General features: G+C 42.3%; 23 protein-coding genes. 7 read left to right on the top strand and 16 right to left on the bottom strand.

Annotated elements, in window-relative coordinates:
* Window positions 1–117: 117 nt before the first annotated feature.
* From recA to Q3A68_RS22640, 4 genes are all read right to left on the bottom strand, one after another.
* The gene (gene recA, locus Q3A68_RS22625) at window positions 118–1,131 is read right to left on the bottom strand and encodes a recombinase RecA (RefSeq protein ID WP_302903426.1); all 1,014 of its coding nucleotides are present in this window, start codon (window positions 1,129–1,131) and stop codon (window positions 118–120) included.
* A gap of 159 nt (window positions 1,132–1,290) precedes the next feature.
* Window positions 1,291–2,052, bottom strand: a complete 762-nt coding sequence (nth, locus tag Q3A68_RS22630; protein ID WP_302903427.1) for an endonuclease III — start codon at window positions 2,050–2,052, stop codon at window positions 1,291–1,293.
* A gap of 93 nt (window positions 2,053–2,145) precedes the next feature.
* Window positions 2,146–2,346, bottom strand: a complete 201-nt coding sequence (locus Q3A68_RS22635; RefSeq protein ID WP_302903428.1) for a hypothetical protein — start codon at window positions 2,344–2,346, stop codon at window positions 2,146–2,148.
* Between the two features lie 290 nt (window positions 2,347–2,636).
* Window positions 2,637–3,221, bottom strand: a complete 585-nt coding sequence (locus tag Q3A68_RS22640) for an RNA polymerase sigma factor (RefSeq protein ID WP_302903429.1) — start codon at window positions 3,219–3,221, stop codon at window positions 2,637–2,639.
* A gap of 395 nt (window positions 3,222–3,616) precedes the next feature.
* On the opposite strand from Q3A68_RS22640, the gene uvrA reads away from it, so the two are divergent.
* Window positions 3,617–6,532, top strand: a complete 2,916-nt coding sequence (gene uvrA / locus Q3A68_RS22645; RefSeq protein WP_302903430.1) for an excinuclease ABC subunit UvrA — start codon at window positions 3,617–3,619, stop codon at window positions 6,530–6,532.
* Window positions 6,533–6,705: 173 nt separating this feature from the next.
* Here the strand turns inward: uvrA and Q3A68_RS22650 are convergent, their stop codons facing one another.
* Together Q3A68_RS22650 and Q3A68_RS22655 are read right to left on the bottom strand one after the other, a co-directional pair.
* The gene (locus Q3A68_RS22650; RefSeq protein ID WP_302903431.1) at window positions 6,706–6,984 is read right to left on the bottom strand and encodes a hypothetical protein; all 279 of its coding nucleotides are present in this window, start codon (window positions 6,982–6,984) and stop codon (window positions 6,706–6,708) included.
* Between the two features lie 152 nt (window positions 6,985–7,136).
* On the bottom strand, window positions 7,137–8,234 hold the full coding sequence (locus Q3A68_RS22655) for a mechanosensitive ion channel family protein (RefSeq protein WP_302903432.1): 1,098 nt from the start codon (window positions 8,232–8,234) through the stop codon (window positions 7,137–7,139).
* A gap of 150 nt (window positions 8,235–8,384) precedes the next feature.
* Here Q3A68_RS22655 and Q3A68_RS22660 point away from each other — a divergent pair, with 150 nt between their 5' ends.
* From Q3A68_RS22660 to Q3A68_RS22670, 3 genes are all read left to right on the top strand, one after another.
* Complete coding sequence (locus tag Q3A68_RS22660; protein WP_302903433.1) at window positions 8,385–9,680, top strand: DUF885 domain-containing protein; 1,296 nt, start codon at window positions 8,385–8,387, stop codon at window positions 9,678–9,680.
* A 145-nt stretch (window positions 9,681–9,825) separates the two neighbouring features.
* On the top strand, window positions 9,826–10,119 hold the full coding sequence (locus tag Q3A68_RS22665; RefSeq protein ID WP_302903434.1) for a hypothetical protein: 294 nt from the start codon (window positions 9,826–9,828) through the stop codon (window positions 10,117–10,119).
* Window positions 10,120–10,611: 492 nt separating this feature from the next.
* On the top strand, window positions 10,612–11,394 hold the full coding sequence (locus Q3A68_RS22670) for a hypothetical protein (protein ID WP_302903435.1): 783 nt from the start codon (window positions 10,612–10,614) through the stop codon (window positions 11,392–11,394).
* A 58-nt stretch (window positions 11,395–11,452) separates the two neighbouring features.
* Here Q3A68_RS22670 and Q3A68_RS22675 read toward each other — a convergent pair whose 3' ends face one another.
* The 8 genes from Q3A68_RS22675 to Q3A68_RS22710 all read right to left on the bottom strand — a co-directional run bounded on the left by Q3A68_RS22675 (window position 11,453) and on the right by Q3A68_RS22710 (window position 19,508).
* A complete protein-coding gene (locus tag Q3A68_RS22675; protein ID WP_302903436.1) occupies window positions 11,453–11,887 on the bottom strand; it encodes an LIC_13387 family protein in 435 nt (144 codons plus the stop codon).
* 78 nt (window positions 11,888–11,965) lie between these two features.
* Complete coding sequence (locus Q3A68_RS22680) at window positions 11,966–14,323, bottom strand: ABC transporter permease (protein ID WP_302903437.1); 2,358 nt, start codon at window positions 14,321–14,323, stop codon at window positions 11,966–11,968.
* A 54-nt stretch (window positions 14,324–14,377) separates the two neighbouring features.
* Complete coding sequence (locus tag Q3A68_RS22685) at window positions 14,378–15,196, bottom strand: DUF4097 family beta strand repeat-containing protein (protein ID WP_302903438.1); 819 nt, start codon at window positions 15,194–15,196, stop codon at window positions 14,378–14,380.
* Window positions 15,197–15,202: 6 nt separating this feature from the next.
* Window positions 15,203–16,060: a DUF4097 family beta strand repeat-containing protein gene (locus Q3A68_RS22690; RefSeq protein ID WP_302903439.1), complete on the bottom strand. Its 858-nt coding sequence runs from the start codon at window positions 16,058–16,060 to the stop codon at window positions 15,203–15,205.
* A 12-nt stretch (window positions 16,061–16,072) separates the two neighbouring features.
* Window positions 16,073–16,891 (bottom strand): zf-HC2 domain-containing protein, encoded by an 819-nt coding sequence (locus tag Q3A68_RS22695; RefSeq protein WP_302903440.1) that lies wholly within the window; start codon window positions 16,889–16,891, stop codon window positions 16,073–16,075.
* Window positions 16,892–16,902: 11 nt separating this feature from the next.
* A complete protein-coding gene (locus tag Q3A68_RS22700; protein WP_302903441.1) occupies window positions 16,903–17,454 on the bottom strand; it encodes an RNA polymerase sigma factor in 552 nt (183 codons plus the stop codon).
* A 128-nt stretch (window positions 17,455–17,582) separates the two neighbouring features.
* Window positions 17,583–18,833: a sensor histidine kinase gene (locus Q3A68_RS22705; protein WP_302903442.1), complete on the bottom strand. Its 1,251-nt coding sequence runs from the start codon at window positions 18,831–18,833 to the stop codon at window positions 17,583–17,585.
* The gene (locus tag Q3A68_RS22710) at window positions 18,834–19,508 is read right to left on the bottom strand and encodes a response regulator transcription factor (protein ID WP_302903443.1); all 675 of its coding nucleotides are present in this window, start codon (window positions 19,506–19,508) and stop codon (window positions 18,834–18,836) included.
* A gap of 166 nt (window positions 19,509–19,674) precedes the next feature.
* On the opposite strand from Q3A68_RS22710, the gene Q3A68_RS22715 reads away from it, so the two are divergent.
* A complete protein-coding gene (locus Q3A68_RS22715; protein ID WP_302903444.1) occupies window positions 19,675–20,340 on the top strand; it encodes a ferredoxin reductase domain-containing protein in 666 nt (221 codons plus the stop codon).
* A gap of 55 nt (window positions 20,341–20,395) precedes the next feature.
* On the opposite strand, the gene Q3A68_RS22720 is transcribed toward Q3A68_RS22715, so the two are convergent.
* Entirely contained in the window at window positions 20,396–20,857 is a 462-nt protein-coding gene (locus tag Q3A68_RS22720) for a carboxymuconolactone decarboxylase family protein (protein ID WP_302903445.1), read from the bottom strand.
* A gap of 211 nt (window positions 20,858–21,068) precedes the next feature.
* The gene (locus tag Q3A68_RS22725) at window positions 21,069–22,073 is read right to left on the bottom strand and encodes a YncE family protein (RefSeq protein ID WP_302903446.1); all 1,005 of its coding nucleotides are present in this window, start codon (window positions 22,071–22,073) and stop codon (window positions 21,069–21,071) included.
* Window positions 22,074–22,118: 45 nt separating this feature from the next.
* On the opposite strand from Q3A68_RS22725, the gene Q3A68_RS22730 reads away from it, so the two are divergent.
* Together Q3A68_RS22730 and Q3A68_RS22735 are read left to right on the top strand one after the other, a co-directional pair.
* Window positions 22,119–22,961, top strand: a complete 843-nt coding sequence (locus tag Q3A68_RS22730; RefSeq protein ID WP_302903447.1) for a chromate resistance protein ChrB domain-containing protein — start codon at window positions 22,119–22,121, stop codon at window positions 22,959–22,961.
* 64 nt (window positions 22,962–23,025) lie between these two features.
* Window positions 23,026–24,189 carry a chromate transporter gene (locus Q3A68_RS22735; protein ID WP_302903448.1) on the top strand — a complete coding sequence of 388 codons (1,164 nt, stop codon included), beginning with the start codon at window positions 23,026–23,028 and terminating at the stop codon, window positions 24,187–24,189.
* The last annotated feature ends 8 nt before the right edge of the window (window positions 24,190–24,197 follow it).

Genomic DNA, 24,197 nt, shown 5'->3' on the forward strand with positions numbered 1-24,197 from the left:
TAAATTTTACTCCATGCTTTCTGTTTTTTGCCATAAAAATGCCCCCAAATAGTGTCTAACTTTTTGGGGGCAGTGCACAATCAGGAAGGCTTCATTATGCTATTCAAAAACTTAAAACTATTCTGTTTCGACCGCTAACTTATCACCCGTAACGGTTTCCTTTATTTTAGCTTCCAGTTCTTCCATTAATTCGGGATTATCCAATATTAGTTGTTTAACTGCATCCCGTCCTTGCCCAAGTCGGGAATCTCCATAGCTAAACCATGAACCTGATTTTTTGATGATGTTATAATCAACACCCAGGTCGATAATCTCGCCGGCTTTCGAAACCCCTTCGCCAAACATGATATCAAATTCAGCTATACGGAACGGAGGTGCAACCTTGTTCTTCACGATCTTCACTTTTACACGGTTGCCCGATACCTCATCGGTATCCTTTATCTGCGAAATACGGCGGATGTCCAAACGTACCGAAGCGTAAAATTTAAGGGCATTACCACCTGTAGTAGTTTCGGGGTTGCCAAACATTACGCCTATCTTATCGCGCAACTGATTGATAAATATACAACAGCACCCGGTTTTAGAAATAGTACCCGTCAGCTTACGCAGGGCCTGGGACATCAAACGAGCTTGTAACCCCATCTTGCTATCGCCCATTTCGCCTTCAATTTCACCTTTCGGTACCAAAGCAGCTACAGAGTCGATCACAATGATATCGATAGCGCCCGAACGAATCAGGTTATCCGCAATTTCCAGTGCCTGTTCACCGTTGTCAGGCTGAGAGATCAGCAGGTTCTCCACGTCAACGCCTAATTTTTTAGCATAGAAACGATCGAATGCATGTTCCGCGTCTATAAAAGCGGCAATGCCACCATTTTTCTGCGACTCAGCAATGGCGTGGATAGCCAAAGTTGTCTTACCTGATGATTCAGGGCCATATATCTCTATCACGCGGCCTTTTGGCAAACCACCCACACCCAATGCAATATCCAGACCGATCGATCCGGTTGAAATCACATCGATAGGCTCGATAGCGGTATCACCCAATTTCATGATGGTGCCTTTGCCGTATGATTTTTCAAGCTTGTCTAAAGTAAGCTGTAAAGCTTTTAGTTTTTCTGCGCTGCTCATTCTTAAATTTTTTCGAGTAACAAATGTAAGTAATTGTTTTTATAAATACTAATATTTTTAGTAATTTATTTCAATTGTTAGATTGTTGAATGGTTATATTACTGGTTTTATAAGTGCATTGAACAATATCAGCAAGTTAGGGATTTAGCGATAAAACAATCAAATATCTTTATCCACACTCCGTTTTTTCAGTTCTTTGTGTATGGTGTTTTGTCGTTTTTTCTTCTTTTGATCTCTGGCTTTCTTTACCTTCAGAGCATCGGCTTTTTTCAGTGCAGATTCTGTATGGGTGCGGTCATAATACTTGCAAAACCAGCTGATAGGGCAGGTTTCGCACTTTGGGCTGCGTGCCAGGCAGATATAGCGCCCGTGTAAAATAAGCCAGTGATGGGCAATAGCTAAAGTCTCGCGTGGAAGAAATTCAACCAGTTGTTTTTCAACAGCCAACGGTGTGCGGGCATTAGTAGTAAGTCCAATCCTGTTAGCTACGCGGAAAACATGGGTGTCCACAGCTATTGCAGGCAGCTCGAACACCACTGATGCAATTACATTGGCAGTTTTACGTCCTACACCGGGCAACTTTTGAAGTTCATTTATATCGGACGGCACCTGGCTGTTAAATTTCTCAACTAGCATTTTGGCCATGCCTACCAGGTGTTTCGATTTATTGTTGGGATAGCTTACGCTGCGTATGTATTCGAAAATTTCTTCAGGTGTAGATGCAGCAAGTTCTTCCGGCGTTTTGAAATTTTGGAAGAGGGCCGGAGTAACCTGGTTTATGCGTTTATCAGTACACTGTGCGGAAAGAATAACCGCTATCAGCAGGTGAAACGGGCTGTCGTAATGTAATTCGGTAACCGCATTAGGCTGATGTCTTGAAAAATAATCAACAAAATGACGGTAACGCTCAGGCTTTAGCATGGGTAAAAGTACAAAGTCTTAAGTCTAAAATAAAAAAGTCCGGAGTGAAAGCTAACAATAGCTCACGACTCCAGACATAAGGCTTTCAACTTGCTAACGCAGGCTCTTTGAATAGTTAAGAATTTGATGGATAGTTTTAGAGCTTGGATTTTTCTTTAACACATCCAGCTCAGTTCTTAGAGAGTGATAGAAAATAAGATCATCAGCTTCTAAGTTTTCGGTTTTGGCATCTGTTTCTTTCATAGCCGCCCTGTTAGAAGTTCCATTAATAGTTGTTGTAGAAGTTTCTCCCATACGCTTTTTCTCAAATTAAATAATACTGTGTTTATGACTGGTTTACAGTATAAAGAACGAAGACATAAAGATAATATTTTACCGAAGATGAAATTTTGATGAAATTTTTTTATCGGAGTAAAATGCGATCAGAATATTTTCGAAGTATTCGAAATTTATAACGATGCTTTGCCCGAAAATGTTGTGCTACGGCGCAAAAACTAAAGATTTTTAAACACGAAAAGGCCGTAAAACGAGCAGAATATTTTATCCCGGCACACTTTACAGCCTTTCAAACAGTATAACGATTGCTAGTTTTTCAGACTTAACTCTTTGCTTTGCATCATTTTGCGCAGATTGTTAAGCGCATAACGCATGCGGCCCAGCGCAGTATTGATGCTTACATCGGTCACGTCGGCAATCTCTTTGAAGCTCATATCACCAAAATGACGCATGATCAATACCTCTTTTTGTTCCGGAGGTAAAAGGTGTATAAGGGCTTTTAGGTCTTTGTGGGTTTGTTCGCGAACCAGCCTATCCTCCGTACTTTCATCGTAATTGCCCAATACCTCAAAGATATCAAAGTCATCGCCGTTGTTGATCATTGGGGCGCGTTTCTCGCGTCTGAAATGATCTATCACAAGGTTATGTGCAATACGCGTTACCCATGGAAGGAACTTTCCTTCCTCGTTGTATTTGCCGGCACGTAAAGTATTGATAACTTTTATAAAGGCATCCTGGAAGATATCTTCGGCAAGATATTCGTCCTTTACTAATAGGTATATTGAGGTATAAATTTTGGCCTGATATCGGCGTAAGAGCTCCACCAATCCCGCTTCATCGCCCGCTACATATAGATGGATTAGATCCTGATCACTCTGCATTTGAAAATCCATAGAACACTACTTTTATAGTCTTAAATCGTGAAAAAATTATAAAGTAGATTTTCTTTCTATAGGGGTTCTCCTTGCTCAGTTAGTATTTTTGTTACTTCAAATAAAGCAATTTCAAACCTAAAAACCAAATTATATTTCTAACTATACTACCCAATATTGCATTTGGGCCCCAATTTTAACATATTTTAACATTTATAAACGTCACTTTAACATTTGGGTTTAAGTGATTTAGCACTTCCAAAAGTTACAATCAATTAACTGAATTGATTTGGAAAGTGCTAAATATTTTAGGATTTTTGCGTTCCCGAAGAGTCCATGGTCGACAGATCATGGACCATAGTGTTTCCGGAAATTTAACCATGGTCCATGGACTATAGACTATCGACGAAAAATACATGAGTATAGAAACAGAGAAAGACCCTCAATACAATATTATTATCAAAGGCGCTAAGGTGCACAACCTTAAGAATATGGACGTGGCCATACCCAAAAACAAACTGGTGGTGATCACCGGGATGTCTGGGTCGGGCAAGTCGTCACTGGCATTTGATACGTTGTATGCTGAAGGTCAGCGCCGTTATGTGGAGAGTCTCTCCAGTTACGCGCGCCAGTTTCTGGGCCGGATGAACAAACCAGAGGTGGATTATATCAAAGGCATTGCCCCTGCAATTGCCATCGAACAAAAGGTGATTACTTCCAACCCGCGCTCAACAGTGGGTACCTCGACTGAGATATATGATTATCTAAAACTACTGTTTTCCCGAATCGGCAAAACCTATTCACCCGTATCCGGCAAAATCGTAAAGAAAGATACGGTGACTGATGTTGTAAATTTTATTACTTCATTGCCCGACGAAACACCGGTAACCATTTTATGCCCGCTGCATCCGCACAACAACCGCAGCCTGAAAGAAGAACTGGCGGTTTTGCTGCAAAAAGGTTTTGTACGTGTAGAATATCAGGGTAAAATGGAGCGCATCGAATCTATCCTGGAAGATAAATCGATTGAAAATGAGCCTTTGGAGGTGAAAACTAAAGGAAAAAAGGCGAAAGGTGAAGATCAAGCCAAATTACACGCGCCAACCGCCGTGCGCATCGTCATCGACCGCGTAACCAAAAACGAAACGGATGAAACTATCAGTCGTTTAGGCGACTCTGTGCAGACTGCCTTTTTTGAAGGGAAAGGTGATTGCTATGTGCGATATCGCAAGCCTGATGAGGATGAAGAGGCCGAACGTTTTTTTTGTGATCGTTTTGAACTGGATGGGATAGCTTTTGAAGAGCCTACGCCAAACTTTTTCAGCTTTAACAACCCTTATGGCGCTTGCAAGCGTTGCGAGGGTTATGGTAAGGTGATCGGGATTGATGAAGATTTGGTTATACCCGATAAAAGCAAATCAGTATACGATGGTGCCATTGCGCCATGGCGTGGTGAAAAAATGCGCGAGTGGAACGAGGCTTTGGTGCGTAATGCACTTAAGTTTGACTTCCCAATCCATCGTCAGTATAACCAGTTGACTGAGGAACAACAAAGGCTTATTTGGACCGGCAACCAATACTTCCGTGGGCTGGATTCCTTCTTTAAAGAACTGGAAGAACAAACCTATAAAATTCAATACCGGGTGATGCTATCGCGTTATCGCGGTAAAACTACCTGCCCGGAGTGTAAGGGCAGCCGCCTGAGACAGGATGCATCGTATGTAAAGATCAATGGTAAATCTATAACGGATATTGTTTTGATGCCGCTTGATAAGGCATACAGCTTCTTTGCCGACCTGGAATTAGACGAACGCGACCAAAAAATTGCCAAAAGGCTTTTATTGGAGATTGCCAACCGACTGGGATTTTTGAATAATGTTGGATTAAGCTACCTAACGTTGAACCGTTTATCGAATACCTTATCAGGTGGTGAGTCACAGCGTATCAACCTGGCTACTTCATTAGGAAGCAGTTTGGTTGGCTCCATTTATGTTTTAGATGAGCCGAGTATCGGCCTGCATCCGCGTGATACACAAAGGCTGATAGGTGTTTTGCAATCCCTTCGTGATGTGGGAAACACCGTTTTGGTGGTTGAGCACGAAGAAGAGATTATGCAGGCTGCCGATCATATCATCGATATTGGTCCGGAGGCTGGTACGCATGGCGGTGAGCTCATTTTCTCGGGTACTTATGACGAAATTATTGAGGACGATAACAGTTTGACCGGCCGTTATCTGGCAAGAAAAGAACAGATTGCCATCCCCCCCCACCGCCGTAAATGGCATGATTATGTGGAGATACGCGGTGGTCGTGAAAATAACCTGAAACATGTAAATGTGAAGTTCCCATTAGGTGTGTTATCTGTGGTAACGGGCGTATCAGGGTCAGGCAAGACAAGTTTGGTTAAACGCATTTTAGCTCCTGCGCTGCAAAAAGCTTTGGGGAATTATACCGGCGAACAAACCGGCGCTTACGACAGCATAGAAGGCGATTATCAGAAAATAGAGCAGGTGGAGATGGTGGATCAGAACCCGATAGGACGTTCATCAAGATCAAACCCCGTAACTTATGTAAAAGCCTGGGACGAAATACGTAACCTTTATGCAGCGCAGCCTGCGGCAAAAGCAGGCGGGCTAAAGCCATCGGCGTTTTCATTTAACGTAGAGGGCGGACGCTGTGATGTTTGCCAGGGTGAGGGTGAGGTGAAGATAGAGATGCAGTTTATGGCCGATATCTTCCTGACCTGCGAGACCTGCGGGGGAAAGCGTTTTAAGCAGCATATTCTGGATATTACATACCAGGATAAGAACGTGTCTGATGTGCTGACCATGACTATTGATGAAGCGCTGGAATTTTTCAGAAAAGAACCTAAAATTCTTAACAAAATAAAGCCGCTGGTTGATGTAGGTCTGGGATATGTACAGTTAGGCCAATCATCCAACACCTTATCCGGCGGCGAGGCGCAGCGCATTAAGCTGGCATCCTTCCTGGTAAAAGGGAATAACTCGAATAAAACACTCTTTATTTTCGATGAGCCTACAACGGGTTTGCACTTTGCCGATATTAAAAAGCTACTGAAATCATTTGATGCCTTGTTAGAACAGGGCAATACCATCATTGTAATAGAGCACAACATGGACGTGATCAAATGCGCTGACTGGGTGATAGATATCGGTCCCGAAGGTGGAGACAATGGCGGCCGTGTAGTTTTTGAAGGCGTACCTGAAGATCTGATCAAAGAGAAAAATTCCTATACCGGTCAGTTTTTATTGGAAAGATTTGCTGCGCCGGGTACACACAAAGAGAAGCATTTTGATTGGATAGTAAAGTAGCGCGCGCAAAAGTAGCATGCCTGGGGCATCATGAAAAGGGTTTATTGGCTTATGTTACCAACATTTAGCGCCGATGGCGCAACGGACAACCCGTTCGGCTTCATAGGTGCCAAATGTTGGTAGTAGTAGAAAAATAATTGAATAATGTATTCCTGCCGTAGGTACGATATGTACTATTCCAAAACCAAATCGCCCAGAGAAATATGCAGCGATAAGCAAAGCTCCTGAAGCGTTTCAACGGTCAGGTCTCGTGTGCCCTCCAACCAAGATCGCAAAGCGACTATGTCCCTGCGGATGCGCGATCCCATTTCTGCCTTAGTTAAGCCGGTCTCGACCAACAATAGCTCTACTCGTGTTTTAATAGCTAACCGGTTTTCTTTGGTGTGCAGATCAGCGGGACGCAGTTTATCCAAAATCCGGTCCAGAAAAGTAGGGTTGTTTGCTGTTTCCATAGGGTCTTTTGTTTAGATGAGCGGGATCGTTAAATTAATAAAAATAATTTAAAATCAGCATAGCTGGCTAAAAATTAAATTGATAACATCATAAAGATGCAAATTGTTCGGTCGCCCTTTCAGATTTCTCTTTTGCTCAGGTAAATTATATGTTACAGGGTTTTGTTATCCCCGGCAATCCCTAAATCCATCTCATTGCGCTGATACCTGCTTTGAGGCAAACTCTGCGGCATATGGACGGTAATATATTTCAGCAGATTTTCGCGAATATAGCATCTCAGATCAAATGCATCAGATGAATTACGTGCACTCATTAGCGCACGGAGTTCGATAGTATGTTCCTTAGAATCTGTTACTTGTAACACACCTACGCGTTTATCCCAAAGTTTGGTTGTTTTGAGCAGGCGGTTTAATTCTTCACGCAGCACCTCTACCGGAAAAGTATAATCGACGTAAAGAAACACCGTTCCCAATAATTGCGATGTAGTGCGTGTCCAGTTCTGGAAGGGCTTTTCAATAAAATAGGTGATGGGTAAAATCAACCGCCGTTGGTCCCAGATAGCTAATACTACATAAGTAAGCGTAATGTCTTCTACGCGCCCCCATTCGCCTTCCACTACCAGGACGTCGTCGATGCGGATAGGCTGTGTAAAAGCGATTTGCATTCCCGCCAGGAAATTACTCAAAGACTTCTGGGCTGCAAACCCAATGATGATACCGCCGATTCCAACACCGGTTAGTAAACCTGCGCCTATCTTCCGTACACTGTCAAAGCTAAGCAGTATTATGGATAAAGATATTACCACGATGATGATGATCACTACCTTACGTACGAAGATCATCTGCGTACGCACTTTGCGACCTTTTAGGTTATCCTCTGAAGTGATGTCGTATTGATGGTAAACATAATCCTCGAATATCTTAAAGGTGCAGATAAGCAAATTGGCAAAAGCAATGATGACCAGGATATCAATGACCCTATCGAGCGTAGTATACCAAAGTTTACTTATCTCGAGCAATGGCGTCATGAAATTCAGCATCAGCAACGGCACAAAAAAATTGAGCGGACGGCCAAGATGGGTAATGATGGATTTGAAAAGCGAGTAATCTTCCTTGTTTTTGTAGAAAAGGAGAATTGTGGTAATGATGAGCTTAACGATAAAACCAATGATCAACGCCGAGGCAACCACACCCAGGTTCCAGGCCCATGGCTGTAATTGTTGCGACCACGCTTTCAGCATTTCATCCATAGATAATCAGGCAGACTGTTTAGTAAAACCAACGTGGATAGGCGCATTTTGTTTAGGCCTTTAACCCCCAAAGGGGGATTTTTGCTTTGGTAAATTCGATTCCTGTAACAACTTTGGTGCTGATCGGTCTATTTGTTAAATCCTCTTTAAATGAAAAAAATCTTTACCTGTATCATTTTAATGCTGACGTTCACCATTGCAGATGCACAGCAAAAATTCAGCGATTTTTCTAAAGATTTTGTAAACGGATACAATGCGCTCAAACTGCCACAATTAGAGTTGAGCTATGTAAGCGGTCTGCAGCATATCGGTTCGATAGAAAACGTTCAAAAGCAGGAAGATTTTTTCGAATCGGTCAAATTAAAGATAGCTGCATTTAAACCCACTGACTTAACACCAGAGCAGAAGACAGATTACCAGCTTATCAGCTATGAAACCAACCTGAACCTGGAACGGATTGCACTGGAAAAGCAATGGTTGAAAAATAAACCTGATACCATTTCGAAAAAAGGCATCATCACCATTCCCAATGGCAAGGCATGGTATGTCTATTTGCTGAAGCGATGGGTAAATGATCAGGTTACGCCCGACCAGGTTTATCAGTTTGGTTTGAGTGAAGTAGAACGTGTAAAGAGCCATATCGAAGCCATACGGAAAGCGACTGGCTTAAGCGAGGTCGAGTTTTATAAGCATTTAAACGACCCTTCTTTCTTTATTAGCGACCCGGCAGAAGTTCAACAATCATTTGAGCGCACGAAAGCTGTTGTTTATAGCAACCTGCATAAACTTTTCAGCCAAACTAAATTATCTGATTTGAAAATAGAAAGAGGAGAAAGCAAACAATTGGCCCAAACTCCAGGATATTACGATGACAATACTTTTTATTACAATCTTTTTGACAAGCCCTACAATAAACGTCAGGTCGACTGGCTGTTTATTCATGAGGCAGTTCCTGGGCACCATTACCAATTTTCTATTGTTTCTGGAACCAAAGTTTCTGCTGTACAGAACCTGTTTTACTACATGGGCTTAGCTGAAGGTTGGGGAGCTTATGCAGAAGAATTGGGCAAGGAATTGGGCGTATATAAAACGCCCTATGACGAATTGGGCAAATGGGAATGGGATATCGTCCGCTCTGTGCGCGTGCCCCTGGATGTGGGGCTGAATTATTATGGATGGACAGATCAGCAGGCGCTGGAGTTCTGGAAAAAGAATATTCGCGGGCAGGACGATATTGCCATGCGCGAAATAGCCCGCATCCGTCGCTGGCCTGCCCAGGTGGTTACTTATAAATATGGAGCTTTACAGATACTGCATTGGCGGGCGCAATTGCAAAAGCAGCAAGGAAAGGCTTTTGATATAAGGGAGTTTCATAATAGGGTATTGAATCATGGTTCGTTGCCGTTGTTTATGGTAAAGGAGAATGTGTTTAAGGTGCCAGATTAAATTAAGCGGACAGAATACCTTATTTTCTAGACCAATATTAAATGCCACAGAAACCAAATAGGTTAATAACTCACTGGTTTTTGTATATAAAATTCATTATGAATTACTTAGCTTTAATAGCCAATTAATTTAAAACCATTAAAACATGCATGTTTTAGTAAATCATCAAATCTCCAATCCCGAGGCGTTTTGGAGCTTAGTTAAAACCGAGCCGGCTATGCCCGAAGGTTTTAAAGTTCATAGTTTAATGGCAGGTGCTGACCCTTCAGTAGCTGCTTGCCTGTGGAGTGCGCCTACTGTTGACTCATTAAGAACAATGCTCGATGGTATGCTTATCGGCCTGTGCACGAATACCTATATGCAGATCAACGACGAAAATTCTTTTGGCTTACCTGATCAGGTTACACAGCAAAAAGATTTGGCAGGCTCACACCACTGAGCAAGCACATCAGCGGTTCAGACTTATAGAATCCTCAATTCTCTACAGGTCTGAACCGCATGGTATATTCTCCACCAGAACTTATATGTCCTTCTCTATAAAATCTCGCTAAAGTGGAAATCCAGGTGGTTCATACCAGTCTGTATTTATTTGAAGCGATCTCTGTCTTTAAATAATGGAATTAAACCAAGCGATGACGATTTTATTTTCATTTTTTCATCCGGTGAATAGCCTTGGATGACCATCGCCTACGCGCAAATCAATATAAAACTGATAGGTTTTTATCAAAATTATAAATTTCGTTGTCACATATTTTATTCGTAAATTTAATATACCAATTCACCTAAAAATTAATTTATGGAACCACCAGATTATGGTATCGATATACCCTTAATGGTAGCGTTTTTCCCTGATGGGTAGTTGATCGGGACGCTCCATCGTACCTAACTATCAGATCATAAAATTTTTCGTTCATCATTAAACTAAATCGTCATGAAAAGGATTTTAATACTTGCGGCTTTAATAAGTTGCATAATTTTTGGATGTAAGAAAAAAGAGAAAGTATCTCAAGCGGGTATTTACAGACTGGATAAGCAAATGGCCAGTGGTGGAGGGAAGGATACGGTGTATAAACGGACCCAGATAAAAATTTATACCGATAAGTACTATATGTATGCCGGCATGGCCCCTGACTCATCAGTGGGGTTTGGAACTGGTGCGTACAGTCTGGATACAGGGAACAAGATACTCGAACGCAATATTTACAGCAGTGGTGTCCTTGATTCATCAAGAAGCTTCAATCTCCTGATTACACGTAAAGATTCCGGGTATACACAGGTAATTCCTGGTTTAGCCATAGTAAACGGTGTAAAGTGGGACCTGACAGAGAATTACTCAAGGATAGCAAGTTCCGATACTTCAGTTTTGGATGGTTTATGGAAACTGGATAAATCTTATTGGGTAAAAGGAAAGGATACCACAAAAGGTAACCAAACCCAGTTTAAGATATTCTGGGGTGGTCATTTTATGTTTGTGCACCGTTATCCCCTGCCAAATGGAGCTAGTCAGACTTTCAAGAACGGTTTTGGCTATGGGACATTTAGCTTCAAGCGCGATACTTTGACCGAAGAAGAAGAATGGTCGAGTCATACAGCGCTTGTTGGGCGTAAGTTTTCTATTAAGATCACGATGAAGGGAAAAGATGAGTACTCGCAGGTGATAGATGATCCAAAGGCAGGCGAACAAACGACAGAAATATACAGAAGGGTGCAGTAACTAAAAAATAATATGTCATTGCAGGAGTAATATAATGTCGCCCTGCAATGACAGTTTGTTAATTGAATTGATTGCTCTTTTTCATCATAAAACCGGATAAAAGCGTCAATATTGCTGCCGTTAATGTAATGGCTGCTGCAAACGGAAAGAAATATATAAGCTCGTTTATACCCCATGCCACCAAAGCAATGCCAATAGCATAGATGATTTTCTTCGTAAGGTTTGCACTGCGGCATGTTTCGCCCGAAACGAGCCATAACACTATTGCTATCATGAATAGCGCTATCGAACAGGCATAACCAAAGCCTTCGTAAAAATTACCCAACGAACGCTCCGCACCCATAAAAGGGAATTTATGTCCGGTCATCCCGTCAACTATGGTTTTGTAAACAGGGTCTGGTGCTTCCTTCCATGTACCAAAACCATAGGTATGCAGTATTGAGTGGATGAAAATTAAAGCAGCGGCAATTCGCAACAGGATTTTAGGTTTCATATTGGTTTTTTACTGCAATTTAATAATAATCAACTAATTGAGACTGTTGCCCACTAATGACCATTGACTAATGACAACTCACTCACTCCTCAACGTCTTCACGGGGTTAGTCAATGCAGATTTTATTGCCTGGAAGCTAATAGTGATAAACGCAATGATGATCGATACACCTCCCGCTAAGACAAATACCCACCAGTTGATGCCAATTTTATAAGCAAAATCTTGTAGCCATTTATGCATAAAGTACCAGGCAACGGGCGATGCAATTACAATAGACAGTAGCACTAATTTGAGAAAATCTTTGGTTAACAAGCCAACCAGGCTGCTTATGCTTGCACCTAATACTTTGCGTACGCCGATTTCTCGTGTGCGAACTTGCGCCGTATAGGCAGCCAGGCCCAGCAAGCCCAGGCAGGAAATAAATATCGCGATGGCGGCGAAGTCGGTAAAGAGCGTGCCTTCACGTTGTTCATTTTGGTAGATATTATCGAATACGTCGTCCAGGAAAGCGTAGCTGAACGGATATTGGCCGTTGTATTGCTTAAACTGACGTTCGGCTGCAGCAATCGCTTGAGGGGCGCCCTGAGCCGTAGTTTTTATGTAGATCTTATTTAGATACTGTGGTACATACCAAAACATGGAAGGCGCAATTTTTTCTTTCATCGAAGCATAATGAAAATCTTTCACCACGCCGATGATAGAACCGTTAATTTGCTGCATGCGGAAACGTTTACCTACCGGGTTTTTTATGCCCATTTCCTTTATCGCAGCTTCGTTTAATATAAAATGTGCGGTATCATTTTTCGCGCCGGTAAAGGAAGCGCCGTCAGTCATCTTAATTTTAAAAAAAGAAACCAAATCCTTATCCACCACAATAGGATGGATGATAATATTTTGTTTCGGGTCTTTTCCGTCCCAATCCACGTTTCCAGTAAAGCCTTGAAAATGGACTATATTCTGGTTCGAGCGGGTTATATCCAGTATGCCTGGTTGCTTCATTAACTCTGCTCGTGCTGCCTCATAGTGATTTGCCATGTCACGCATCCAAAAGGTCAGAACGTGCCCTTTATCGTAGCCCACGCCTGTGGTGCGTATATAGTTAAGCTGACCAGTGATGACAATGGTACCAATGATTAAAATAATGGAAAATGAAAACTGCATAACTACCAATATTTTGCGGAATAACACGTCACCTATGCTCGCCGATATTTTGCCTTTTAATGCTTTCAAGGGCTCGAATGAGGAAAGGAGCAGGGCGGGATAAATACTGGATGCAGCCAACGTACCGCCGATGGATAGCAGCAGGACAAGCCAGATATGATAATCGCTCAGGCGCAGGCTCATTTCTTTGCCTGCTATCTGATTAAAGGCAGGCATTAACACGAAGATTAATCCTATAGCCAATATTGCCGCAAATGTAAATAACAGAGCGGTTTCGACAATGAACTGCAAAAACAGATGTGCCTTTCCGGCACCAATAATTTTACGCATGCTGATCTCTTTTGACCGCAACATCGAGCGCGCGGTAGACAGGTTAACATAATTAATGCAAGCGATGGTCAGGGTCAGTATAGCGATGACGATAAAAATGCGGACAGTTGTGATACCCCTGTCGCTCAGGTCAGCATTATACAGGTGCATTTTTGAAAGCGGCAACGGCAGGTAGTCGGCATCGGTGTCGTCCGGTTTGTGCGCCAGGTGGACCTGTGTTATTTGTTTGGCCAGTTTTTTAATATCAGCGCCCGGTTTGATCAGCAGATAAGTTTGATAATTAAAGAAGCTGAAATTGTTGGTCATATCATTCTTCTGCGCCAGCATCATCTTAAAATGCAGACTGATTGGCGTGATCATATCATACTGCAAGCTGGAATTCTTCGGGAAATCGTTGATGACACCGCTTACCGTAAAGTTTTCTTTATTGTCGGCAACGATCACTTTGCCAATAGGATCAGCATCACCAAAAAATTTATGAGCAGTTGTTTGAGTAACGACTACTGAATGGTCATCCGCAAAAGGTTTTTCATGATTGCCTTTTATCAGACTAAAATCAAACACTGCAAAAAATGAGGGGTCAGCATAAATTACATTCTCATCGCCAAATACTTTATTCTGGTATTTATAAAGTGAATAATCATAATTACCTGTTGTGCGTACATACTCCTTTACTTCAGGTAATTGCTGTTTGGAAAATGGCCCGATAGGAGCTACCCCGATCTGAAATATTTGTCGATTAGCGCCTGTCCCGCCCCAAAGCTCCAGCCTGTATATGTCTTTGGTTTGTTTATGAAAACTATCAAAGCTCAATTCGTCCTGTACCCAAAGCAGGATCAGCATACCCACTGCCAACCCAATGGTTAAACCAGCGATATTTATGGCTGAATAAAACTTGTTGTGCAACAAATTCCTCCAGGCAGTTTTGATGTAGTTTCTTAACATGGCAGATGTTTTTAAGTGCTTATGACTTCTCCCTGATTTATTACTTTAAGACATCTATTTTGTCTTACGGATATAAATACTCCCGAAAGTAGTTTTCATCAGTAACTGCGGCCCGCCGCCGTTGATTTTGCCATAAACCCAATCTTCGATCTTCAGGCTATACATGCCCTTGCCGTCGCTTTTTGAAACCTCCGGCTTGTGCATATCGGTAGCTACATCAAAATCGGTGAATACATCGCCACGGTCCGATTTCAGTTTCACATTAGCTTTCAGCGAAGCCGGGAAGGTAACGTCTACATTGCCATTCAGGGTAGAATAGGCCATAGCAGCTTTGGAGTCGATCGATTTGAAGGTCACGACCACATTCCCGTTAACAGTATTGGCCACCACAGAGCCAGATATATTGGTTAATTTGATGGCGCCATTTACATTGCTTACTTCCAGGTCGCCATTAAGATTGCTGCCGCTCACATTACCATCGTTCACCGTGCCGAATTTAAAATTGCCTTCAGTCATCGGAACTTTTATCAGAAGGTTGACCGCCCTGCCCGCTGTTCCGCTAACACTCACCTCGTTGTTGCGCTCTTCGGCCTGTATATCGGCATTGTTCCCATTACTGATACGGTGCATACCGCCTCCGCTGTGATCTTCACCATGGCGCTTCTCCGCTTGCAATACTTCTACTACAATGTCTTTTCCCTCATGTCCATTCACGGTGATGGAACCATCCACCAGGCGGGCCACCAGTTTGAAAGGTTTACCTGGGGAGCTTAATGGCACCACTAGCTGTTCTTTTGCTGTTTCCTGCGCCCATGCTTTTGCACTTAAAAATATGGCAATTGTCAGAGTGCTTATGATTCTTGTCGTCTTCATCTTCTGTTATTTATCTTGTTTTTTTATATATACATTCCCGTTAAGAGTTTCAAATTTGAATGTCTTCCCACCTGAGCCAAAACGTATGTCGGAATTTTTGCTAAGTTTATAGGTTGTAGTGCTACCGCTTTTATTTTCAGATTTGGTTACCCTGCTGGGCATTACCTCCACGTTCTGGAAATCGGTATAAAACTCGCCATTCATACTTTTAAATGATACGTCTGCAGCCAGGTTGGAAGGGTAGGTAACTTTTAATTCACCATTAATAGTGTAATAGGACGATGCGTCCGGTGGTACAACCAGGTAATTTACCGTTACACCTCCGTTAACAGTATGTGCAGTGGTAGCCCCTTTGGCATTTACAATGTCGATCTTACCATTTACATTATTGATCTTCAATGCGCCGTAAACGTTTTTTACATAAACATCACCATCATTTACGGTGGATGCAGACAAGTCGACGTTATAAGGCACTTTTACTACAAACTCAAGTTTTACCTGGTATTCAATTTTGCGACGCTCATCCCAATGCCTATTGTATTGATGGGGCTTGGTATTCCATGGCTCGCTAAGATATGCCATAATACTGTCCGGCTTTTGTTCAAATTCCAGTTTGAATTCTTTTTTTCCCTGCTCTACGGTTTGCCGGTCATCGGCTGATATGGTTTCATCAATTTCCATCAGGACTTTATTGCCTGAATAACCTTCTACCTTTACCGAACCAAACAGATTGTAAATGCCTAACATGCCTTTCTGGTAGGTAAACTCCTTGCTGATGTGGGTTTTATATTCCTGCGCTGAGGCGGAAAATTGGGCAAAACAAAGGCCCAGCCCGGCTAAAACGGGTAATACTAATCGTTTCATAAATTCTTTATTTTAAATGAGTTGTGTTATGGTTTGCTTGATCTTGTCCCTTACGCCAGGGTTAAGGTTTTTTTGTTTTAACAAATCTTCGAATGATTTAACCGATCGTCTTTCCTGCAGTTTCAGCATCACATCGGCAATGGCCAGTTGCATGATGGGCGAATCCTGCTTCTCGATAGACCGGATCAAACCTTCCCTCACCTCCGGGTGATTGGCGAGGTGCGACAGTGCATCCAAAGTGCTCAAACGAACGTTTACATTCGGATCATTATTCAGCGTAGCTAATAAAGCATCGATCACTTCCTTATCCGCATGTTTGATCTCGCTGGTGTAGCTTACACCCCTTATTCTTTCAGATGCCGACGGGTTCTCGAGTAATGCCAGCATCATGGTTTGTTTTAATTCATGCACCTGCGAACTAAGCGCCTTTAGCTGTTGTTCCTGCTCGCCACCTTTGCCCGAAGAGAACAGCAAGTAACCCAAGCCGAACCCCACCAATATAATCACCATACTATAAGCCAACGGCCAGCGGGTTTGCAGTTGCCATATCCTGCCGAATTGCTCACGAATACTGCTCCAAACACCCGGTTTGGCATCTTCGACCGATTCCTTATAAGTATCCAGCATCGCCTGGAACTTTACCCGCATATGTGCTGATGGCTCTGGTGTTTCTAATTCGGCCATCATTTCCCAAACCTCTCTTAGCCCTGCCAATTCCCCGCTGCAGCCAGGACATTTGGCCAAATGTTTTTCCAGTTCCGCCTGTTCGGCAGGGGTGAGCTCATTATTCAATAGCCCTATCAGTTGGTCTTCATATTGTTCGCACATCATCTCTTTCAGTTTTAACGTTCCATTTTGCTGTAAATGCTCTTCAGTTCCTGCATGGCCCGAAATGCCCTTGTTTTTGCAGCCACTTCCGATATCCCCAGTATCTGCCCTATCTCGTGATACTTCAGTTCCTGCAAGCGGTTCAGCGTCAATACCTCCCGGTGGTCTTCGCTTAAACTGGCCATAGCCTTATACAAAGCTGCTTTATCCTGCTTCTTTTCCAGTTGCTCATCAGCGCTGGTACCGCCTGGCAGCTTGTCTTCCATTTCTTCGGCAGACAGTTGCTGTATTTTATTTTTATTCTTTTTAGCCTGATCCTTCAGCGTATTGCGCGCTATCTGGAACATCCAGGCCACAAACTCGCCCTGTCCGGTAAAGGTGTGGCGGTATTTTAGCATTTTATAAAACACGTTCTGCACCATGTCCTCACTCGCCTCGCGCTGATACGTCATGTGAAACAGGAAACCATAGAGTGAACGGTGATGCCGCTCGAACAGTAAGCCCATTCTATCCAGGTCCCCGGCTTTTACCCGGAGCATGATCGCATTGTCGCTCAGTGTATTCAAACAGTCTGTTTGTTGTATTTATACATTGGAGACTTCTGAAAAAAAAATTGGTTACAGAAAAATAAGTTTTTTTGAAAGAACAGGCATATCTATCATCAAAAAAGCAACCAGCAGAGAGGCGGGAACAGTTAAAAAACTATTTCGAAAGTATGAAGCGACTGATCAAAATAATAGCGGACTTTCCAATTGTACAGGTTACAAATGTTCTTTACAATGGTTAATCCCAAACCTGTGCCTTCTGACTGGCTGCCCTTTTGAAACCGGTCAAAAATGGTCTCAGCATGCAAAGCATTTGGAATGCCTGTATTCTGAATAATGAGTTGACCCGGTGTAAGGGTAATGTATTGATGACCGTTAGGGGTATTATGTCTTATTGCGTTGCTGAATAAATTATTCAACAGTATATCTATCAGGTATCTGCTGGCAAATATTTCCTTTTCCACGAGTTTTTCTGAAACAATGATGCTTTTTGTATTAATCAGTTCCTGAAATTGTACAAGCTTTTCGCGGATCAGGTTGTCCAGCCTTAAAACCTCGTTTCCCTCAATCAGGTTATTTTCAATTTTAACCAGTAACAACATGGTTTGGTTCAATCGCAATAACTTTCCTGACGCTACATAAATATCATTGATCAGATCGTAATGTGCCGGATTTAATGATTCGTCCTGGATCAGGGTGTCCAGTTTAGTGGTAATCACCGCGAGTGGTGTCATCATCTCATGTGAGGCGTTCTCGGTTAAGTGTTTCAGGTGCTGAAAGTCGTGTTTTATCCGTTCAGACATGACCTGTACTGCCTGATTCAGATCAGCAAACTCATCTACCTGGTTATTCTGCAAATTGAAATTAGATGGTTCAGAAATATTGAATGCTTTCAACTCATTCAATGTGTTATAAAAGGGCTTCCATAGGCCACGAAGGACGTACCGGTTGATAAGAAATAGCATAACCAGCAATCCAATCACAAGCGCAAGCGTGATCAGGGCAATTATTTGGATAAGGTATTCGGTGCCCTCCCGCGATACTGTAATAATCACTTTGTAATGCTGGCCGTTCAGAGCGACCATGTCTTCAACGGCCCGTCCTTCTTCTTGCTTTTTTTCTTTTGGATTGACAAAAACTGTATCAAAATATCTTCTATTAAAAACTGGTTGGTCGGTTTTTATAAAGGTGGTTACATCTTCATCAAACTCAACCTGTGTGGGTAAATTATGGTTGCCTTTGATGTATTCTTTTACTTCATTTACCTCTTCCGTGAGGTCCCGGTCAAGTTGTAACCTTGATATGTAGGTGATTGCGAAGAAATAGATCACCCCGCCAGTAAGCAGCACCGAAATAGTTGTGATAACGCTGGCTTTATTGTAGTGATCTGAAAGCTTCATTTATGCAGTGAATTTGTAACCAATGCCGTACAACGATTTAATGTAGTCGTTACAATTAGCATCCATTAATTTTTTGCGCAGGTTTTTGATGTGGGTGTATATAAAATCGTAATGATCATGAATATCCATTTCATCGCCCCACAAATGCTCCGCGATGGCATTTTTTGATATCACCTTGCCTTTATTGGCAATAAAGTAAAGCAACATATCGTACTCCTTACGGGTCAGTGTCAAACTGTGTCCGTTTACCTCAACACTTCTTCCGTGCAGGTCGACCGATATCTCATTGAAAATTACAGGATTGTTGCTGCTGAAGGTTTTGCGGCGGTAAACAGCTTCTACTCTTGCCTTTAACTCGGCCAGGTGAAATGGCTTAGTCAAATAATCGTCTGCACCAATATTGAGAGCTTTTATTTTGTCGTCAAGCGACCCTTTCGCCGAAATGATCAGCACAGACTCGTTCCTTAAGCCATTTCGCAGAAAATCGAGTACCGCAAATCCCTCGCCGTCAGGTAATCCAATGTCGAGTAATACGCAATCATATAGATAATCGGTTAATTTGGTGATAGCGCATTTTAACGAAGCGCAGCATTCGCAAATATTACCATCACCATTCAGATAGTCGGCTATGTTCTGACGAAGCCCTGCTTCGTCTTCAATGATCAAAAATTTCAATTGTTTCAGATTAAGGCATGAATCAATTCTGCAACACACAAGTTTACACATCAATTCTGTTTTTAAAATGAAGTTTCAACTTTTTGAACTTTTGTGTTGAATAATTGTTCTTCAGATCGTTATCCACTTTGAATGACCTAACTTTGGTCAATTAATCGCTGTATTTATGGATCATATAGTAAAAATAATTTCGACAGAGTTGGTTACGCATGATGTCAAACATTTTGTTGTCGAAAGACCGGCGGGTTTTGAATTCGTGCCGGGCCATGCAACCGACTTATCGATTAATAAAGAAGGCTGGAAGGACAATAAGCACCCGTTCACCTTCACAGGACTGGTAGGAGCACTACACCTGGAGTTTGTGATCAAAATATACCCCAATCCACAGGGCGTTACGCATCATTTGAGTCGGTTGGGGCCGGGTGATGAATTGATCATCAGTGATGCATGGGGTGCAATTGAGTACAAAGGTCCTGGTTACTTTATTGCGGGGGGGGCGGGTATCACCCCTTTTATTGCAATACTGCGGGATTTATACAAGGATGGGAAAGTTGCCTGCAACGTATTATTCTTTTCCAATAAAACGGATCAGGACATTATTCTGAAAGAAGAGTTTGAGACGATGTTGGGCGAGAATGCTCATTTTACCATAACACGGCAAAAGGATAGCAAATACGATCAGCGTAAGATCAATAGCGATTTCTTAAAAGCTGAAGTAAAAGACTTTAACAAGCATTTTTATGTATGCGGACCGGATGAGATGGTTATCGAGATCAGTAAAATACTGGAAGAATTAGGTGCTAAACCCGATGCGGTTGTGTTTGAAAAATAAAAAAGTACGGATATAATACGAAGGGCTCATGGTAACTGTCATGAGCCCTTCTTTTTTACGCATACTGACCTACCTTATAAGTACCTGCAGTAGTGCGAAAAGCAATATTGATACGGTTGTAGCTATTGATGGTAACTGTCGCAATTGTCAGGTCAATTAGCTCTTTCTCTGAAAATTGAGCTCTTGCAGTTTCATAATCGCTATCGCGGACATGGCCGTCGGAAATATTGGTAACAGCCTCGGCCCAGCCTAATGCAGCTCGCTCGCGGTCGGTATAAAATGGCGCTTCTCGCCAGGCGTTCAGCACCAGTAAACGTTGCTGATCCTCACCTTTAGCTAATAAGTCTTTGGAGTGCATATCGAGACAAAAGGCGCAGCCGTTAATTTGGGAAACCCTGTAATAGATCAGGTTTAAAAGTTCCTGATCTATCATCGAGTTTTTTAAATAAGTGCCTAAACTATACAATGCGCTTAACGCTTTCTGGCCTTTATGAAAGGCATTGATTCGTTGTTCCATGTTGTTTTTATTATAAGTTGATATTTTGAATTATACCCTATCAACTGATGACCTCCCGGGAATTGGACAGAGAATAAAAAAAAAAATTAAAATGCCGCAGAATTATCCTCAGTATGGCATAATCAGCTTTTGTGACCTGTAGTACCGCTACTGCATTAAATCACAGGGTTGATGCAGTCGACCCGAGCCCTAATATTTCAGAATAAGGAATTTATTTATTTAGGCGGTAGACAAGAAGCGTAGCGGGCTTGCCGTCAGCTGAACGGGCGGCTACTAAAAACAAACGTAACTCAGGTATCCAAAGCGAAGTGCGTGCGCCACTCCTGGTGGGCATGTCGGCGACTTGCTTATAGGCAGTAGCACCGGTCTGCTTAAAAATATTGATTGAGCCACTACCTCCGCTTATCAGGATTTGTTTAGTGCTTTCATCCCAATAAAAATCATCCACGTCGCCCACCATCCCCGAACTGAAAATTTCTTTACCCGAGTGGCTATCCAATACTTTTAACGTAGCAGGTATGCGGTAGCCAACCATGATGCGATGCTGAACAGAATCATACGCCATCGGAAAATTAGCCCGGGGGAGCAATTTTTTCCACTGATTAACCAGCTTATTTGTTTTTAGATCAGCAACGCCAATCATTCCCGAGCCGGGCATATTTATCCAGATCTTATCTTCTTTTGTATCCAATTGGAAAGACTCAGGATGCGCGGATAGAGCAATATCAGTTATCTTTTTACGGGTGGCAGCATCAATTATCCCAATACCGCCGCTGCCATAACCAACATAAATGCGATCTAAGGCAGCGTCATAGCGCACATCATCAGCATCATCGTCGTATTTTATAGATCCCACTTTTACCCAGGTAGAAGCGTTATAAAAAATACATTCACCCGTTCCGCCATTGGCTACAAATAGTTCGTGATGCTTAGATATATAGGCTATACCCTGCGGCTCGTTCAACCCTGTGATGCTATGTGATATTTTCCCGGTTTTAAGATCAACTACTTCTATCGTATTATTACCGAGTGCTGCCACATAGACCAGCTGATCTTTAAGATTAATATCCAAATGATCAATGCGGCCTTTAACGTTGGGCATGGGTACCTCTTTTTCTAATTTGAGCGTATTTTGCCCATAACCTATGGAGTGATCACAACCGGTTATAAGCGCAGTAAAAAAGATCAATATGGACAAGAAATGATAGCTTTTCATTGGTTTAACTAATTTAGCTGATAAATCTGAATTAATCCTGTAAACATGAAATGGATCACCCGCGAGAAACCGAAGATTGACCGCATTGCCTGCCCCTGGCTGATCAAACGGTTTGTTGATCCGGATGGTGAGATCATTTATGTTCCATATTCAGAGGTGCTGGAAAAGGCGACAATCTTAAACGCAATACCTTTTGATCTGCCCGGCGTAGAATATAGCCACTATGAAGATCAATGCACATTTGATTATTTTTTAAAGAAACATCAGTTAAAAGACCCTGCATTACATCGTATTGCAGCAATCGTACGTGGTGCTGACACCGATCGGCATGATTTTGCACCACAAGCCTCCGGGCTTGAGGCTATCTTTTCCGGCCTGGCATATAATAGTAAGGACGATCATGAACTATTGGAGTTAGGCATGATAATTTATGACGGTTTGTATAGCTGGGCAACGCATCTGTTTAAAAAGAAACATGGAGAGGAGGGCCCTGTTGAACAATTACTTTTGCAGGTTTATCACCAATACCTAAAGCAGGAAAAAGGTAAAAAAGCACCGGTTTGGGCTAGTTCGTTAAGGGAAATGATCCAGGATCAGTTGGACACTCATATGAGCCTAAGCTTGCAGCAGGCTTCTGAAGAACTGGAGATCAACCCGGCATATCTTTCGCGGGAGTTTTCGAAGTATTTTGATAACCTGAGCTTTGGCGACTATATGCGAAAAATGCGCATTCAAAAAGCCATTGGGCTAATGGACACCACTGATTATTCACTTACCGAAATCGCTTACCTGACGGGGTTTTCAGATCAGAGCCATTTCAATCGGATTTTCAAAAAGCAAACGGGACAAAATCCATCGGCCTATAAGAAAAACAGCCAGAAAAAGTAAAAAGGATACAAATAGTTAATCCGGTTCTATTTAATTATTCTTCCGCACTATAATATTGATTGTGATGGACGAACGCAGATATAGTTTAGGCCAACTGGTAATTTATTTCCTGAAACTGGGTACCTGGGGCTTCGGCGGCCCTGTTGCATTGGTTGGGTATATGCACCGCGACCTGGTAGATGACAGGCAATGGCTAACCGAAGAGGAATACCGGGAAGGATTGGCTTTAGCGCAACTTGCACCTGGCCCGTTAGCTGCACAATTAGGTATTTACATTGGTTTTTTGCACTATGGTTTGCTGGGAGCCGCGTTGGCGGGTTTAGCTTTTGTGCTGCCGTCATTTATAATGGTGGTGCTGTTAGGTTTGCTGTATCGAATGTATAGCGGCCTTTCATGGATGCGCGAAGTGTTTTATGGGGTAGGCGCGGCGGTTATAGGCATTATCTCTATCAGTGCTTATAAGCTGACCTTAAAATCTGTCGGCAAAATCAGCCTTGAGTCGATCAAAACTAATTGGTTATTATGGGTGTTTTATCTCATAGCTGTGGTATCGACCGTAATCACACAGCAAGAACAAATTTTTCTGTTTATAGCATGTGGTCTTTTGTATATGATCATTAAGGCGCCACCGGGTTGGCTAAAAAAACCTGCAGCACTGCCGGTATTTTTATTGGCCGGAATAGGTTTTTGGACTTTTTCAAAAGATACTTTAATCAGGATCGGGTTATTTTTTCTTAAGGCAGGCACTTTTGTATTTGGAAGTGGACTGGCTATTGTGCCTTTTTTGCACTCGGGAGTGGTAAACGATTACCATTGGCTCAACGAATCGCAATTTGTAGATGCCGTTGCTGTGGCTATGATTACGCCCGGACCTGTTGTTATAACCGTGGGTTTTATCGGGTATCTTGTTGCCGGATTTCCGGGAGCGGCTATAGCTGCTTTGGCTACTTTTCTACCTTGTTTTTTATTTACAGTGATCTTAGCTCCTCATTTTAAAAAAATCGCAAAAAATAAAAGCGTCAAAGCTTTTGTTGACGGTATTACAGCTGCGGTAATTGGCGCGTTGGTAGGGTCGGTAATTATAATAGCCACACGGTCTATCGTTGATGTTTCTACCGCACTCATAGCCATAGCTGCTGTATTATTGCTGATTTATACAAAAAAAATACAGGAACCTTATTTAATTTTAATTGCAGCATTGTTGGGCATCATCATAAAAACCATTTAAAACACAGA

This window comes from Mucilaginibacter tolerans, assembly GCF_030519375.1.
Taxonomy (GTDB): Bacteria; Bacteroidota; Bacteroidia; order Sphingobacteriales; family Sphingobacteriaceae; genus Mucilaginibacter.

What these genes read in the sequence shown, in the direction of transcription:
- Q3A68_RS22665 (WP_302903434.1), top strand. Translation starts at nt 9,826, where the DNA reads ATGCATGTTTTAGTAAATCATCAAATCTCCAATCCCGAGGCGTTTTGG.
- Q3A68_RS22670 (WP_302903435.1), top strand. Translation starts at nt 10,612, where the DNA reads ATGAAAAGGATTTTAATACTTGCGGCTTTAATAAGTTGCATAATTTTT.
- nth (WP_302903427.1), bottom strand. Translation starts at nt 2,052, where the DNA reads ATGCTAAAGCCTGAGCGTTACCGTCATTTTGTTGATTATTTTTCAAGA.
- recA (WP_302903426.1), bottom strand. Translation starts at nt 1,131, where the DNA reads ATGAGCAGCGCAGAAAAACTAAAAGCTTTACAGCTTACTTTAGACAAG.
- Q3A68_RS22650 (WP_302903431.1), bottom strand. Translation starts at nt 6,984, where the DNA reads ATGGAAACAGCAAACAACCCTACTTTTCTGGACCGGATTTTGGATAAA.
- Q3A68_RS22735 (WP_302903448.1), top strand. Translation starts at nt 23,026, where the DNA reads ATGGACGAACGCAGATATAGTTTAGGCCAACTGGTAATTTATTTCCTG.
- Q3A68_RS22705 (WP_302903442.1), bottom strand. Translation starts at nt 18,833, where the DNA reads ATGAAGCTTTCAGATCACTACAATAAAGCCAGCGTTATCACAACTATT.
- Q3A68_RS22685 (WP_302903438.1), bottom strand. Translation starts at nt 15,196, where the DNA reads ATGAAGACGACAAGAATCATAAGCACTCTGACAATTGCCATATTTTTA.
- uvrA (WP_302903430.1), top strand. Translation starts at nt 3,617, where the DNA reads ATGAGTATAGAAACAGAGAAAGACCCTCAATACAATATTATTATCAAA.
- Q3A68_RS22660 (WP_302903433.1), top strand. Translation starts at nt 8,385, where the DNA reads ATGAAAAAAATCTTTACCTGTATCATTTTAATGCTGACGTTCACCATT.
- Q3A68_RS22720 (WP_302903445.1), bottom strand. Translation starts at nt 20,857, where the DNA reads ATGGAACAACGAATCAATGCCTTTCATAAAGGCCAGAAAGCGTTAAGC.
- Q3A68_RS22640 (WP_302903429.1), bottom strand. Translation starts at nt 3,221, where the DNA reads ATGGATTTTCAAATGCAGAGTGATCAGGATCTAATCCATCTATATGTA.
- Q3A68_RS22695 (WP_302903440.1), bottom strand. Translation starts at nt 16,891, where the DNA reads ATGATGTGCGAACAATATGAAGACCAACTGATAGGGCTATTGAATAAT.
- Q3A68_RS22730 (WP_302903447.1), top strand. Translation starts at nt 22,119, where the DNA reads ATGAAATGGATCACCCGCGAGAAACCGAAGATTGACCGCATTGCCTGC.
- Q3A68_RS22715 (WP_302903444.1), top strand. Translation starts at nt 19,675, where the DNA reads ATGGATCATATAGTAAAAATAATTTCGACAGAGTTGGTTACGCATGAT.
- Q3A68_RS22680 (WP_302903437.1), bottom strand. Translation starts at nt 14,323, where the DNA reads ATGTTAAGAAACTACATCAAAACTGCCTGGAGGAATTTGTTGCACAAC.
- Q3A68_RS22690 (WP_302903439.1), bottom strand. Translation starts at nt 16,060, where the DNA reads ATGAAACGATTAGTATTACCCGTTTTAGCCGGGCTGGGCCTTTGTTTT.
- Q3A68_RS22675 (WP_302903436.1), bottom strand. Translation starts at nt 11,887, where the DNA reads ATGAAACCTAAAATCCTGTTGCGAATTGCCGCTGCTTTAATTTTCATC.
- Q3A68_RS22725 (WP_302903446.1), bottom strand. Translation starts at nt 22,073, where the DNA reads ATGAAAAGCTATCATTTCTTGTCCATATTGATCTTTTTTACTGCGCTT.
- Q3A68_RS22635 (WP_302903428.1), bottom strand. Translation starts at nt 2,346, where the DNA reads ATGGGAGAAACTTCTACAACAACTATTAATGGAACTTCTAACAGGGCG.
- Q3A68_RS22655 (WP_302903432.1), bottom strand. Translation starts at nt 8,234, where the DNA reads ATGGATGAAATGCTGAAAGCGTGGTCGCAACAATTACAGCCATGGGCC.